Here is a 13977-nt window from a genome sequence, read left to right as displayed (position 1 = left end):
CCGCAGCATAAAATTCCTCTTTTTTCAAAATTATCACAGTTTCAACACAATTCTAACGTACAATAGGCAGTAGAAAATGAAGAAAGAAATAAGAGCACTGTGTATTGGTGCCTGAGATAGAAAAGAGAAAGAGGGATCAGCCATGAGTGAAGAATTCAAAAAAGAAGAAATAAATGGTGAGGCAGCAGAGAAAACCAAAGCTGCAGAGCATACAGAAGAAGTAAAAGCAGAAACGACAGCAGAGCAGAGTGCAGCAGAGACGGAAAAACCGCAGGAAACCGCAGAAGCGCCGAAGGCGGAAGAAAAGAAAACGACAACCTACAGCTGGGTGAATCCGAAAATCAGCGGAAAGACCGGCGAGGAGAATAACAGCGCTTCCTACACCGGAGAACCGGACCCGTCGGAGGCAAAGGCAGAGCGGACATCTTCTGCAAAGACAGAACATTATCAGTACCAGTCACAGACACAGAGTGCTCCGAAGCAGGAAAAACCACAGTTTTCTGCCGTTCCGCAGCCGCAGGATCACAAAAAGAAAGCGAAAAAACCAATGTCAGCCGCAAAAAAATGGGGCATGACACTTGCCATGGCAGCGTGCTTCGGACTCGTGGCAGGCGGTGTTTTCATTGGGACTGCAGCAGTCGGTACGAAAGTGATCGGTACAGCAACAGAGCAGAAGCAGGAAGTTACAATTCCGACGACCACCACAACAACGGCAGCAGACAGCAGTGATACCTCCGATACCGTAAAAGCAACCGGCGAGATGTCCGTGAAAGATGTTGCATCGAGTGCGATGCCGTCTCTGGTAGCAATTTCTACGACAACGGTGGAAGAAGTTGAGACATTCTTCGGAACCACAAGCCAGGAAGTTCCTGCAAGCGGAACCGGAGTTATTGTCGGACAGAACGACGATGAGCTCCTGATTGCGACAAACAACCACGTTGTCAGCGGTGCAACGTCTCTTTCCGTCAGCTTTATCGACGATGAGACGGTAGAAGGCCAGATCAAAGGTACCGATGCGGACAATGACCTTGCTGTTGTTGCAGTAAAACTTTCCGACATCAAGGACGAGACAAAGAGCCAGATCAAAATTGCCGTGATGGGAAATTCCGATGACCTTGAGGTCGGTGATCAGGTTGTGGCAATCGGAAATGCACTGGGAACCGGCCAGTCCCTGACGAGCGGATATATCAGTGCAAAAGACCGTACGATCTCCAGTCAGGATGAGAGTACCGGCGAGACGATTACTTCTGAGGGACTGATCCAGACCGATGCAGCCATCAACCCTGGAAACAGCGGCGGCGCCCTTCTGAACATGAACGGTGAGCTGATCGGCATTAACGAAGCAAAATACAGCTCCACACAGGTCGAGGGCATGGGCTTTGCGATCCCGATTTCGAAAGCGGAGCCGATTCTGCAGAACCTGATGAACCTGACAACAAGATACAAAGTCAGCGATGATAAGGCCGCTTATATCGGAATCAACATGGCGGATGTCAGCGCAGATGTTTCCCAGAACTACGGTATTCCGACCGGTGTCTGCATCATGAGCGTTGTGGACGGCAGCCCGGCAGCCGATGCGGGCTTCAAGAAAGGCGATGTTATCACCACGTTTGATGGAAGAAGCATCTCGAACGCCAAAGGCTTAAAAGAGACACTGACCTATTATGCGGCAGGCGAGACCGTAGATGTCACCGTACAGCGTGCGGACAACGGTGAGTACAAAGAAGTAACACTGACGTTGACCCTTGGCTCTGCAGCAGATATGCCGCAGACGAGCGGAAGCAGCAACGGAACCACAAACGATGGAACCGGAAGCTCCGATCAGAATGACCAGGGTATTCAGAATCCGTTTGGCAACAGATAAAAACTCGAAATAACTATTTCCTAAGAGAAAAAAGACGGACAGCACAGGAATATGAACGCCTGGCTGTCCGCCTTTTTCTGCATTTTTTGATATAATTTTTTGAATTTGTAAAATTCTTAAAAAAGTTGGTAATTTTTAAGAAAGTTTTTACTTGTGACCCTATGGCTTTTGGGCTATAATCAAGCTAGACCAAGCGATCTATTACAGAAAGGAATTTGAAAAATCATGTCAGAAGAGAAAGACAGAGTGGACGGTACCGCGGACGAAACGAAGGCGGAAACAAAAAGCTCTGACCATCATACAGAAGATACCTATGAAAAAGTCTGCTTCATGTGCCGCAGACCGGAGAGCAAAGCCGGAAAGATGATTACCCTTCCGGGAAACATCAATATCTGCCCGGACTGCATGCAGAAGAGCTTTGATGCCATGAACCAGAACCCGGGCCAGATCAATGAGATGATGAATAATATGAACAACATGCCGAATATCGGCATGCTCGATCTCTCCGGGCTTTCCAACCAGATCCCGAACCGGCAGCGGGTAAAGAAAAAAGAAGAAAAGAAGAAAACAAAAGAATTTTCCATCAAGGACATTCCGCCGCCGCACCGGATCAAGGCGATGCTTGACGAATACGTCATCGGCCAGGACCGTGCAAAGAAAGTCATGTCGGTTGCCGTTTACAACCATTACAAACGTGTCTTTGCACCGCAGGACGGAAATATCGAGATCGAAAAATCCAACATGCTGATGATCGGACCGACCGGTTCCGGAAAAACGTATCTGGTGCAGACACTGGCACGCCTCTTAGATGTGCCGCTTGCCATCACGGACGCCACATCCCTTACCGAAGCGGGTTATATCGGTGATGATATTGAAAGCGTGGTATCTAAGCTTTTAGCGGCCGCAGACAACGATGTGGAGCGCGCGGAGCACGGTATCATCTTCATTGACGAGATCGACAAGATTGCGAAAAAGAAAAATACAAACCAGAGAGACGTCAGCGGAGAAGCCGTACAGCAGGGAATGCTGAAGCTCCTCGAGGGCAGCGATATCGAAGTTCCGGTGGGAGCCAACAGCAAAAATGCGATGGTTCCGCTCGAGACCGTCAATACCAGAAACATTCTCTTTATCTGCGGCGGTGCCTTCCCGGATCTGACGGACATCATCAAGGAGCGTCTGAACAAGACAGCTTCCATTGGCTTCCAGGCGGATCTGAAGGACAAGTATGATGGGGATAAGAACCTGCTGTCACAGGTGACCTTAGAAGACCTTCGGACTTTCGGTATGGTGCCGGAGTTCCTTGGCCGTCTGCCGATCGTATTTACGCTGGAGAGTCTCAATGAGGATATGCTGGTCGAGATCTTAAAAGAACCGAAAAATGCGATCCTGAAGCAGTATAAGAGACTGCTCGAACTCGACGAGGTGAAACTGGAATTTGATGATGATGCACTTCGCTCTATTGCAAGAAAAGCGCTGGAAAAAGATACCGGTGCGAGAGCACTCCGTTCGATCATCGAGGATTTCATGCTGGATATCATGTATGAGATTCCAAAGGACAGCAGCATCGGAGAGGTTATCATCACAAAAGACTATATTGAAAAGACCGGCGGGCCGACGATTCTCCTGCGCGGTCAGGAAGTTCCAAAGTTAGAGCAGAAATAAGGTAACTGGAAAACACAGCGGAGCAGACGTGAAACTGGCGTTTTCTTGAAATAAGAGATAAGAAAGAGAGGGTTTTAACTATGGCAGAGGATTTTTTTGGAAATTTAAGTAAAACACTGAAAAAAACAGTGGATACTGTGGGAAAGAAAACAGATGAATTCGTAGAAATTCAGAAGATCCGCACCCGTCAGCATGCGCTTGAGGATCAGATTGAGAAGAATTACCAGGATATCGGACAGATCATCTACAACCGCTATCTGAACGGCGAAGCATTCGACGAGAATCTTGCCGGCATCTGCAAAGATATCACCGATCTGGAAAAAGAGATTGCAGACTGCAGGGAAGACGTGGCAAACAAGAGAGGCCGCATCGTATGCCCGGCCTGCGGCGCAAGTGTTCCGAAAGATGCAGCTTTCTGCATGCGCTGCGGTGCTGCTATGCCGGAGAAGGAAGAAGAGCCGGAGGATGCCGAGTTTGTACACGTAGAACCGGAAGAAAAAGCAGAAGAAACCGAAGCGGCAGCGCCGGAAGAAGAGCCGGAAGAAGAGCCTGAAAAAGAAGCAGAGGTACCGGAAGAGGAATGATCTGGACCCTGCTGCCGGGAGCGGTTTTCCTTGCAGACGGATGCCTGAAAAAGAAGGCAGAAGAGGAGTTAAAGGAAAATGAGCAGATCCCGGTCTGTAAAGGACATATTGTCCTGCGGAAATGTCATAACCGCGGCGTAGCGGGCGGCGGCTTCGCGGACAGCACGAAGAAGGTGGAAATTCTCACCTTCTTTTTGCTGTCCGGACTGTGGGCGCGTCTCGGAGCGCTGGCGGGCAGACGTAAGTGTAAGGCGAAGAAGCTTGGGCTTGCGCTTACGATTGGCGGCGGCATGTCGAACTGGTATGACCGGCATAAGAGAGGTTACGTGACCGACTATGTCAGCTTCCGGTTTGGACCGGAGAAGTTCCGCAGACTTGTGTTCAATGTTTCTGATTTCTGTATTTTCTTCGGAATTGCGCTGCTGACGGCAATTTCCTGCCGGGAGTCCAGGTGATGCAGGATCTCCCGAAAAGCCCTGCGGATGGCGGGCTTTTCGGGGCAAAAAAGAAAATTTGAAATTTTTTGAAAAAATTTGAAAAAAGCTGTTGACAGATTCGGAATCATCTGGTAATATATGTTTTGTTGAACGGCACATGAGAGCCGCAAGACAAGAAATGCAGGAGTGGCGGAATTGGCAGACGCGCAGGCTTCAGGTGCCTGTGGTCGCAAGATCGTGTGGGTTCAAGTCCCATCTCCTGCATTATTTTTTACCCTACCTGGAATGATGCAGAAACTTCCCGGCAGGGTCTTTTTATTTCTGTGCGGAGAAGATGTGCAGACGGGGAAAGAAAAACAGACGAATCTCAGATAGTGTAAAATTGTTTAAAATTATCGCTATTATCCATATTTTTCATAAAATCAAAAAAATTAAAAATTTTTCAAAAAAAGTGTTGACTTTTCTTTAGAAAGCTGTTATTATCTATCTTGTCAAGCGGACAACCGCTAAGACAACTAAGAAATGCAGGAGTGGCGGAATTGGCAGACGCGCAGGCTTCAGGTGCCTGTGGTCGCAAGATCGTGTGGGTTCAAGTCCCATCTCCTGCATTATTTTTTTGCTTTGCGTATCAAGAATTGGTCCGGTGGACCAATTCGGATTGCCCTGATGGGAAGTGTGAAAACTTTCCGTCAGGGTATTTTTATTTTTCCAGAAAAGAAAATAATTCCGACAGGACATTTTATGCCCAATACACACTTCAAAAGTATTCCAGAAAAGAAATTTCCGTAATTCGACAAAAATAGTTGAAATGTTTCCCTGGTTGTGATAGAATCTGAAAGATTAAAGTATGAGATGCATATTTCATACAAACTCAAAACCGAACGAAAAAGAAAGGAAAACGGTGGAATGATGAAAGCTTTTCTAATCTTAGAAGACGGGCATGTCTTTACCGGAACCAGCATTGGTTCACAAAAAGAAGTGATCAGTGAAATCGTATTTAATACATCCATGACTGGATATCTCGAAGTGCTGACTGACCCATCCTATGCGGGACAGGCAGTATGTATGACGTATCCTCTTATTGGAAACTATGGAATTTGTTATGATGATCAGGAGTCCTTAAGACCCTGGCCGGATGGCTATATTGTAAGAGAATTATCCCGTCTCCCCAGCAACTTCCGTTGCCAGGACACCATTCAGAATTTCCTGAAAAAGTTCGATATTCCCGGAATCGCCGGAATCGATACTCGTGCTCTCACCAAAATTCTTCGTGAAAAAGGTACCATGAACGGTATGATCACGACCAACGAAAATTATCACCTCGATGAAATTATTCCAAAATTAAAAGCGTATAATACCGGAAAAGTTGTAGAAAAGGTAACCTGCTCTGAAAAATCAGTTTTAAAAGGAGAAGGCTTTAAAGTTGCACTTCTGGATCTTGGCGCAAAGAACAACATCGCACGTTCCTTAAATGAGCGCGGATGCGAAGTGACCATTTATCCGGCGCTTACTACAGCAGAAGAGATCCTCGCCGCAAATCCGGACGGAATCATGCTGTCCAACGGCCCTGGAGATCCGAAAGAATGCGTATCCATTATCAAAGAGATTAAAAAACTGTACGATTCCAATGTACCGATCTTTGCAATCTGTCTTGGACATCAGCTGATGGCACTGGCTACCGGCGCAGATACCCACAAGATGAAATACGGCCACCGCGGCGGAAACCACCCGGTCAAGGACCTGGCAACCGGAAGAGTTTACATTTCTTCCCAGAACCACGGCTACGTCGTAGATACCGATACCCTGGATCCGAATGTGGCAGTTCCGGCCTTTGTGAACGTCAACGACGGCACCAACGAGGGACTCAAATACGTCGGCAAAAACATCTTTACCGTACAGTTCCATCCGGAGGCATGCCCTGGCCCGCAGGATTCCGGATACCTGTTTGATCGATTCCTTGAGATGATGGGAGGTAACAAATAATGCCAAAGAATCCGAATATTAAAAAAGTTCTGGTTATCGGTTCCGGTCCGATCGTCATCGGACAGGCAGCAGAGTTCGACTACGCAGGAACACAGGCGTGCCGTTCCCTGAAAGAAGAGGGAATGGAAGTTGTTCTTCTGAACTCCAACCCGGCAACCATCATGACCGATAAAGACATCGCAGACCGCGTTTACATCGAGCCGCTGACCGTAGAAGTGGTAGAGCAGCTCATCCAGAAGGAAAAACCGGACAGCGTTCTTCCGACTCTGGGAGGCCAGGCAGGACTGAACCTTGCGATGGAACTCGAAGAAAAAGGCTTCTTAAAAGAAAACAACGTACGCCTGATCGGTACCACAGCACAGACCATCAAAAAAGCAGAGGACCGTCAGGAATTCAAAGATACCATGGAAAAAATCGGCGAGCCGGTAGCGGCATCCCTGGTTGTCCATGATGTACAGGCTGGTATCGATTTCACCAACAAGATCGGTTATCCGGTTGTACTGCGTCCGGCTTACACCCTCGGCGGAAGCGGCGGCGGTATCGCTTACAACGAAGAAGAGCTGATCGAGATCCTCTCGAACGGACTCCGTCTTTCCCGTGTCGGCGAAGTACTCGTTGAAAGATGTATCGCCGGATGGAAAGAGATCGAGTACGAGGTAATGCGGGACAGCGTAGGAAACTGCATCACCGTCTGCAACATGGAGAACATCGACCCGGTCGGCGTTCACACCGGAGACAGTATTGTCGTAGCACCGTCCCAGACCCTGGGAGATAAAGAGTATCAGATGCTGCGTACTTCCGCACTCAACATCATCACCGAGCTCGGCATCACCGGCGGATGCAACGTACAGTATGCGTTGAATCCGGACAGCTTCGAGTACTGTGTTATCGAGGTAAATCCGCGTGTCAGCCGTTCTTCCGCACTGGCTTCCAAAGCGACCGGTTATCCGATTGCAAAGGTTGCTGCAAAGATCGCACTTGGCTACACTCTGGATGAGATCCCGAACGCCATTACCGGAAAAACCTACGCAAGCTTCGAGCCGATGCTGGATTACTGTGTTGTAAAAATCCCGCGTCTGCCGTTCGATAAGTTTATCAGTGCAAAACGTACCCTGACCACACAGATGAAGGCAACCGGTGAGGTTATGAGTATCTGCAACAACTTCGAGGGCGCGCTGATGAAAGCCATCCGTTCCCTGGAACAGCACGTAGATTCCCTGATGTCCTATGACTTCAGCCACCTGTCCAAAGACGAGCTGATCGAAGAGCTTCACATCGTAGACGATATGAGAATCTGGAGAATCGCAGAGGCGATCCGTCAGGGCATCTCCTACGACGAGATCCACGAGATCACCAAAATCGATGTATGGTTCATCGATAAGCTGGCTATCCTCGTTGAGATGGAGCAGGCATTACAGGCCAAAGAGCTGGATGAGGATCTGCTGCGCGAAGCAAAACGCCTTGAGTTCCCGGATTACCTGGTGGCAAAACTGGCAGGAAAGACCGAAGAAGAAGTAAAAGCGTTAAGAAAACAGTATGATATCACCGCAGCTTACAAGATGGTAGATACCTGTGCCGCTGAGTTCGCAGCAACCACACCGTATTACTATTCCGTATACGGCGGCGAAAACGAAGCTGTCGAGACAAACGACAGAAAGAAAGTCCTCGTCCTTGGTTCCGGCCCGATCCGTATCGGACAGGGTATCGAGTTTGACTTCTGCTCCGTACATTGTACCTGGGCATTCAAGAAAGAGGGCTATGAGACCATCATCATCAACAACAACCCGGAGACCGTCAGCACCGACTTCGATATCGCAGATAAACTGTATTTCGAGCCGCTGACACCGGAAGATGTAGAAAATATCGTCAACATCGAGCATCCGGACGGAGCCGTTGTACAGTTCGGCGGCCAGACCGCGATCAAGCTGACCGAAGCACTCCTGAAAATGGGTGTGCCGATCCTTGGAACATCTGCAGAGAACGTAGATGCCGCAGAGGACCGTGAGCTGTTCGATGAGATCCTGGAGCAGTGTGAAATCCCGCGTCCGAAGGGACACACCGTATTCACCGCAGAAGAGGCGAAAAAAGCAGCCAATGAGCTCGGCTATCCGGTACTCGTCCGCCCGTCCTACGTCCTTGGAGGACAGGGTATGCAGATCGCCATCAGCGATGAGGACGTCGATGAATTTATCGGCATCATCAACCGGATCGCACAGGAGCATCCGATCCTGGTTGATAAATATCTGCAGGGCAAGGAGATCGAGGTTGATGCAGTCTGCGACGGCACCGATATCCTGATTCCTGGTATCATGGAGCACATCGAGCGCGCCGGCGTTCACTCCGGAGACAGTATCTCCGTTTATCCGGCACAGAGCATCAGCCAGCATGCAAAAGACACCATCGTAGAGTATACGAAACGTCTGGCAAGATCCCTGCATGTCATCGGTATGATCAACATCCAGTTCATCGTATGCGGTGAGGATGTTTACGTCATCGAGGTCAACCCGCGTTCTTCTCGTACCGTGCCGTACATCAGCAAGGTAACCGGAATCCCGATCGTGCCGCTGGCAACGAAAGTCATCCTCGGCCACACGATCCGCGAGCTTGGCTACGAGCCGGGTCTGCAGAGAGAGGCAGATTACATTGCCATCAAGATGCCGGTATTCTCCTTCGAGAAGATCCGCGGCGCAGATATCGCCCTTGGACCGGAGATGAAATCCACCGGTGAGTGCCTTGGTATTGCAAAGACCTTCAACGAGGCTCTTTACAAAGCATTCCTCGGCGCCGGAATCAACCTGCCGAAATACAAAAACATGATCATCACCGTAAAGGATGAGGATAAAGAGGATATCGTTCCGATCGCACAGAGATTCCAGGCTCTCGGCTACAAGATCTATGCGACGAGAAATACCGCGAAAGCCCTGAACGAGAACGGCGTCAATGCGATCCGCACCAACAAGATCGAGCAGCCGTCCCCGAACCTGATGGACCTGATCCTCGGCCACAAGATCGACCTCGTCATCGATACTCCGTCCCAGGGTGTTGAGCACTCCAAAGACGGATTCGTCATCCGCCGGAACGCGATCGAGACAGGTGTCAACGTACTGACCTCTCTGGATACCGCAACCGCACTCGTAACCAGTCTGGAAAATACAGATGTGAAGAAGCTGACCCTGATCGATATCGCAACGATCGACAAGAGATAAGCATGATAGAAGCATAAAGCAAAGAAAAGCTCTCTGCTGCAGAAACAAAGCGGCAGAGAGCTTTTTTGGCCGAATGTGGGTTTGAATGGATTTTACAAAAAAGAAAACGTGACGCGCTTGTGTTTTTAGCATAAGTATGATAGATTTTTAATAGAATGCCAGAAAAGGGCATCCAATTCAAAAAGAGAAAGGTACATATCGTATGAACATCATTGAGTGGTTAAAGGTTATCCTGCTGGGTATCGTAGAGGGCATTACCGAGTGGCTTCCGATCAGCAGCACCGGCCACATGATTCTGGTAGATGAGTTTATTAAGCTGAATGTGACAGCTGATTTCAAGAATGTTTTTGAAGTTGTTATCCAGCTCGGTGCAATCCTTGCGGTTGTCGTCATCTATTTCTGGGATCTCTGGCCGTTTCATGGCAAAAGCAAAGCGAAAAGCAAGAGCTATTTTGCCAATCCAAGCGACAACAAGGTCTTTGCAGGTATGCAGAACTTTGTAGACAATTACTGTTATCTGGACAAAATTATCATGTGGTTCAAGATCGTCGTATCGTGTCTGCCGGCAGCCGTGATCGGACTGGCATTCAACGACTGGATCGAGGCCCATCTGATGAATTACGTGATCGTAGCACTGATGCTGATCATCTATGGTGTCCTCTTCATCATCATTGAGAATTACAACAAGACGAGAACACTGTCTGCAACAAAAATCAAAGAGATTACCTGGAAAAATGCGCTGTATATCGGTGTTTTCCAGCTCCTTTCCATCGTACCGGGAACTTCCCGTTCGGGAGCAACCATCATCGGCGGTATCCTGCTGGGATGCTCGAGAGAGCTGGCATCGGAGTACACGTTTTTCCTTGCCGTTCCGGTTATGTTCGGCGCGAGCCTTTTAAAACTGGTAAAACACGGCTTTGCCTTTACCGGTGTTGAGGTGGCGATCATGATCGTCGGCATGCTGGTGGCATTTGCGGTATCGATTTTTGCCATCAAATTCCTGATGCAGTACATCAAGAAGCACGATTTCAAAGCCTTCGGCTGGTACCGTATCGTACTCGGTGTGATTGTGCTGCTGTATTTCGTAATCAAAACCGTAATTCTGAAATCATAAAATCGAACAATTCCGAAAATTTACCAGGAAAAATAGAAGAAGAAGTATCGTAAAATGAAAAAAATTGTGCGATACTTCTTTTTTTACGCAAAAATTACAAAAAACCCTGTAAAAAGTAACCAAAAGCTGATATAATAGGACACAAGAGGGACGCAGAACCAGAAATTAAAAAAAATACCGAAAATTTGCCATATTTTTATTGACTAAAGATATTCTTATGGTAAAATAAATGTGTGCGCCCCGAGGATATCTTTATTTTCGGTGCAATCAGTATAGGGTGAACGTATCATCCAGGGCAATCTGGAAATACTTTACTATAACCTATCAAAATTACAAGTAGGAGGAAAAGTAACAATGGCAAAATGGGTTTACATGTTCACTGAAGGTAATGCAGACATGCGTAACCTTCTCGGTGGAAAAGGCGCAAACCTGGCTGAGATGACAAACCTGGGACTTCCTGTACCACAGGGATTCACGGTAACAACCGAGGCTTGTACACAGTACTATGAGGATGGCAGACAGATCAACGACGAGATCATGGGTCAGATCATGGAAGCAATCGATAAAATGGAAGGAATCACAGGAAAGAAATTCGGAGACGCTAAGAATCCGCTGCTCGTTTCTGTACGTTCCGGAGCAAGAGCTTCCATGCCAGGTATGATGGATACCATCCTGAACCTTGGTCTGAACGAAGAGGTTGTTGAAACTCTGTCACAGGCTTCCGGCAACCCACGTTGGGCTTGGGACTGCTACAGAAGATTCATTCAGATGTTCTCTGACGTAGTTATGGAAGTTGGTAAAAAATACTTCGAAGAGCTGATCGACAAGATGAAAGAGGAGAAAGGCGTAAAACAGGACGTAGATCTTGACGCAGATGACCTCAAAAAACTGGCTGAGCAGTTCAAAGCTGAGTACAAAGCTAAAATCGGTGAGGATTTCCCGACCGATCCTAAGGTACAGCTGATGGAGGCTGTAAAAGCCGTATTCCGTTCCTGGGACAACCCGAGAGCAAACGTTTATCGTCGTGACAACGACATCCCGTATTCCTGGGGTACCGCTGTTAACGTACAGATGATGGCATTCGGAAACATGGGAGATGACTGTGGTACAGGTGTTGCCTTCACTCGTGACCCTGCTACAGGAGAGAACGGACTGTTCGGTGAGTTCCTTACCAACGCACAGGGCGAGGACGTAGTTGCCGGTGTTCGTACACCTATGCACATTTCCGAGATGGAAGAAAAATTCCCGGAAGCTTTCAAACAGTTCAAAGATGTTTGCAAAACTCTGGAGACACATTACAGAGATATGCAGGACATGGAGTTCACTGTTGAGCACGGTAAACTGTACATGCTGCAGACACGTAACGGTAAGAGAACAGCAAAAGCTGCTCTGAAAATCGCCTGCGACCTTGTAGATGAGGGAATGAGAACAGAGGAAGAGGCAGTTGCAATGATCGATCCTCGTAACCTTGACTCTCTGCTTCATCCGCAGTTCGATGCAAAAGCACTGAAAGAGGCTACTCCAATGGCAAAAGCACTGGGAGCATCTCCGGGAGCTGCTTGCGGTAAAATCGTCTTCACAGCTGATGACGCTGTTGCATGGGCTGAAAGAGGAGAAAAAGTTGTTCTGGTTCGTCTTGAGACATCCCCAGAAGATATCACAGGTATGAAATCTGCACAGGGTATCCTGACTGTTCGTGGTGGTATGACCTCTCACGCAGCTGTAGTTGCCCGTGGTATGGGAACCTGCTGTGTATCCGGTTGCGGTGATATCGTAATGGACGAGGCAAACAAGAAATTCACACTGGCTGGCAAAGAGTTCCACGAGGGAGACTGCATCTCTCTGGATGGTTCTACAGGATGCATCTATGACGGACTGATCCCGACCGTAGACGCTACCATCGCTGGCGAGTTCGGAAGAATCATGGGCTGGGCAGATAAATACAGAACCATGAAAGTTCGTACAAACGCTGATACTCCGGCAGACGCTAAAAAAGCTCGTGAGCTTGGCGCAGAAGGTATTGGTCTTTGCCGTACAGAGCATATGTTCTTCGAAGGCAACAGAATCGATGCATTCCGTGAGATGATCTGTGCTGAGACCGTAGAAGAGAGAGAAGCAGCACTTGCTAAGATCCTTCCGGAGCAGCAGGGAGACTTCGAGAAGCTGTATGAAGCTCTGGAAGGCAACCCGGTTACCATCCGTTTCCTGGATCCGCCGCTTCATGAGTTCGTTCCGACTGAGGAAGAGGACATCAAGAAACTGGCTGACGCTCAGGGCAAAACTGTTGAGCAGATTAAAGCAATCATCGCTAGTCTGCACGAGTTCAACCCGATGATGGGTCATCGTGGATGCCGTCTTGCTGTAACTTATCCGGAAATCGCTAAGATGCAGACAAGCGCAGTTATCCGCGCAGCTATCAACGTGAAGAAAGCTCATCCGGATTGGAATGTAAAACCGGAAATCATGATCCCGCTTGTTGGCGATATCAAAGAGCTGAAATACGTTAAGAAATTCGTAGTAGAGACCGCTGACGCTGAAATCGCAGCAGCAGGCAGCGACCTTGAATACGAAGTTGGTACCATGATCGAGATCCCGAGAGCAGCTCTGACTGCAGATGAGATCGCAAAAGAGGCAGACTTCTTCTGCTTCGGAACCAACGACCTTACTCAGATGACTTACGGATTCTCCCGTGACGATGCTGGTAAATTCCTGAACGCTTACTATGACGCTAAGATCTTCGAGAACGATCCATTCGCAAAACTCGATCAGGACGGCGTTGGCAAGCTGATGAAGATGGCTATCGATCTTGGAAGACCGGTTAACTCTTCTCTGCACGTAGGTATCTGCGGTGAGCACGGTGGAGATCCGAGCTCCGTAGAGTTCTGCAACAAACTGGGTCTGGACTATGTTTCCTGCTCACCGTTCCGTGTGCCGATCGCCCGTCTGGCAGCAGCTCAGGCAGCTATCGCTCAGAAGAACGCTTAATTTAAGCAGAATCTGTCCGAATCAGGATTTTCATGCAGTAGCATGATTTGTGTTCAAACGTAAGGAGACCCCGGCGGTCTGTAGAAATACAGGCGCCGGGGTCTTTTTTATCAATCGTTTAAAATCAAAGTGGGAGGGAAAA

Annotated in this window: 8 protein-coding genes and 2 tRNA genes; all 10 read left to right on the top strand. The window is 48.4% G+C overall.

Annotated elements, in window-relative coordinates:
* The first annotated feature begins 142 nt into the window (after nucleotides 1–142).
* The 10 genes from DWX26_RS00510 (at nucleotide 143) to ppdK (ending at nucleotide 13835) form a co-directional block, all read left to right on the top strand.
* On the top strand, nucleotides 143–1864 hold the full coding sequence (locus DWX26_RS00510; RefSeq protein WP_118600516.1) for a S1C family serine protease: 1722 nt from the start codon (nucleotides 143–145) through the stop codon (nucleotides 1862–1864).
* Between the two features lie 225 nt (nucleotides 1865–2089).
* Complete coding sequence (gene clpX, locus DWX26_RS00505) at nucleotides 2090–3526, top strand: ATP-dependent Clp protease ATP-binding subunit ClpX (protein WP_118600514.1); 1437 nt, start codon at nucleotides 2090–2092, stop codon at nucleotides 3524–3526.
* Nucleotides 3527–3606: 80 nt separating this feature from the next.
* On the top strand, nucleotides 3607–4110 hold the full coding sequence (locus DWX26_RS00500) for a zinc-ribbon domain-containing protein (RefSeq protein ID WP_055265359.1): 504 nt from the start codon (nucleotides 3607–3609) through the stop codon (nucleotides 4108–4110).
* Nucleotides 4107–4565 (top strand): signal peptidase II, encoded by a 459-nt coding sequence (locus DWX26_RS00495; protein ID WP_055265361.1) that lies wholly within the window; start codon nucleotides 4107–4109, stop codon nucleotides 4563–4565. The genes DWX26_RS00500 and DWX26_RS00495 overlap by 4 nt, the downstream gene beginning before the upstream one ends.
* 162 nt (nucleotides 4566–4727) lie before the next feature.
* Nucleotides 4728–4811, top strand: a tRNA-Leu gene (locus tag DWX26_RS00490).
* Between the two features lie 260 nt (nucleotides 4812–5071).
* A tRNA-Leu gene (locus DWX26_RS00485) sits at nucleotides 5072–5155 on the top strand.
* 301 nt (nucleotides 5156–5456) lie between these two features.
* The gene (locus DWX26_RS00480) at nucleotides 5457–6530 is read left to right on the top strand and encodes a carbamoyl phosphate synthase small subunit (RefSeq protein ID WP_055219571.1); all 1074 of its coding nucleotides are present in this window, start codon (nucleotides 5457–5459) and stop codon (nucleotides 6528–6530) included.
* Complete coding sequence (gene carB, locus DWX26_RS00475) at nucleotides 6530–9736, top strand: carbamoyl-phosphate synthase large subunit (RefSeq protein ID WP_022462958.1); 3207 nt, start codon at nucleotides 6530–6532, stop codon at nucleotides 9734–9736. The genes DWX26_RS00480 and carB overlap by 1 nt, the downstream gene beginning before the upstream one ends.
* 202 nt (nucleotides 9737–9938) lie before the next feature.
* On the top strand, nucleotides 9939–10850 hold the full coding sequence (locus DWX26_RS00470; RefSeq protein WP_118595187.1) for an undecaprenyl-diphosphate phosphatase: 912 nt from the start codon (nucleotides 9939–9941) through the stop codon (nucleotides 10848–10850).
* Between the two features lie 354 nt (nucleotides 10851–11204).
* Nucleotides 11205–13835 carry a pyruvate, phosphate dikinase gene (gene ppdK / locus DWX26_RS00465; protein ID WP_055219388.1) on the top strand — a complete coding sequence of 877 codons (2631 nt, stop codon included), beginning with the start codon at nucleotides 11205–11207 and terminating at the stop codon, nucleotides 13833–13835.
* Nucleotides 13836–13977 lie beyond the last annotated feature (142 nt).

The organism is Blautia sp. AF19-1 (assembly GCF_003479155.1).
Classification (GTDB): Bacteria; Bacillota; Clostridia; order Lachnospirales; family Lachnospiraceae; genus Fusicatenibacter; species Fusicatenibacter saccharivorans.
This window is presented reverse-complemented; position numbering and strand designations above follow the sequence as displayed.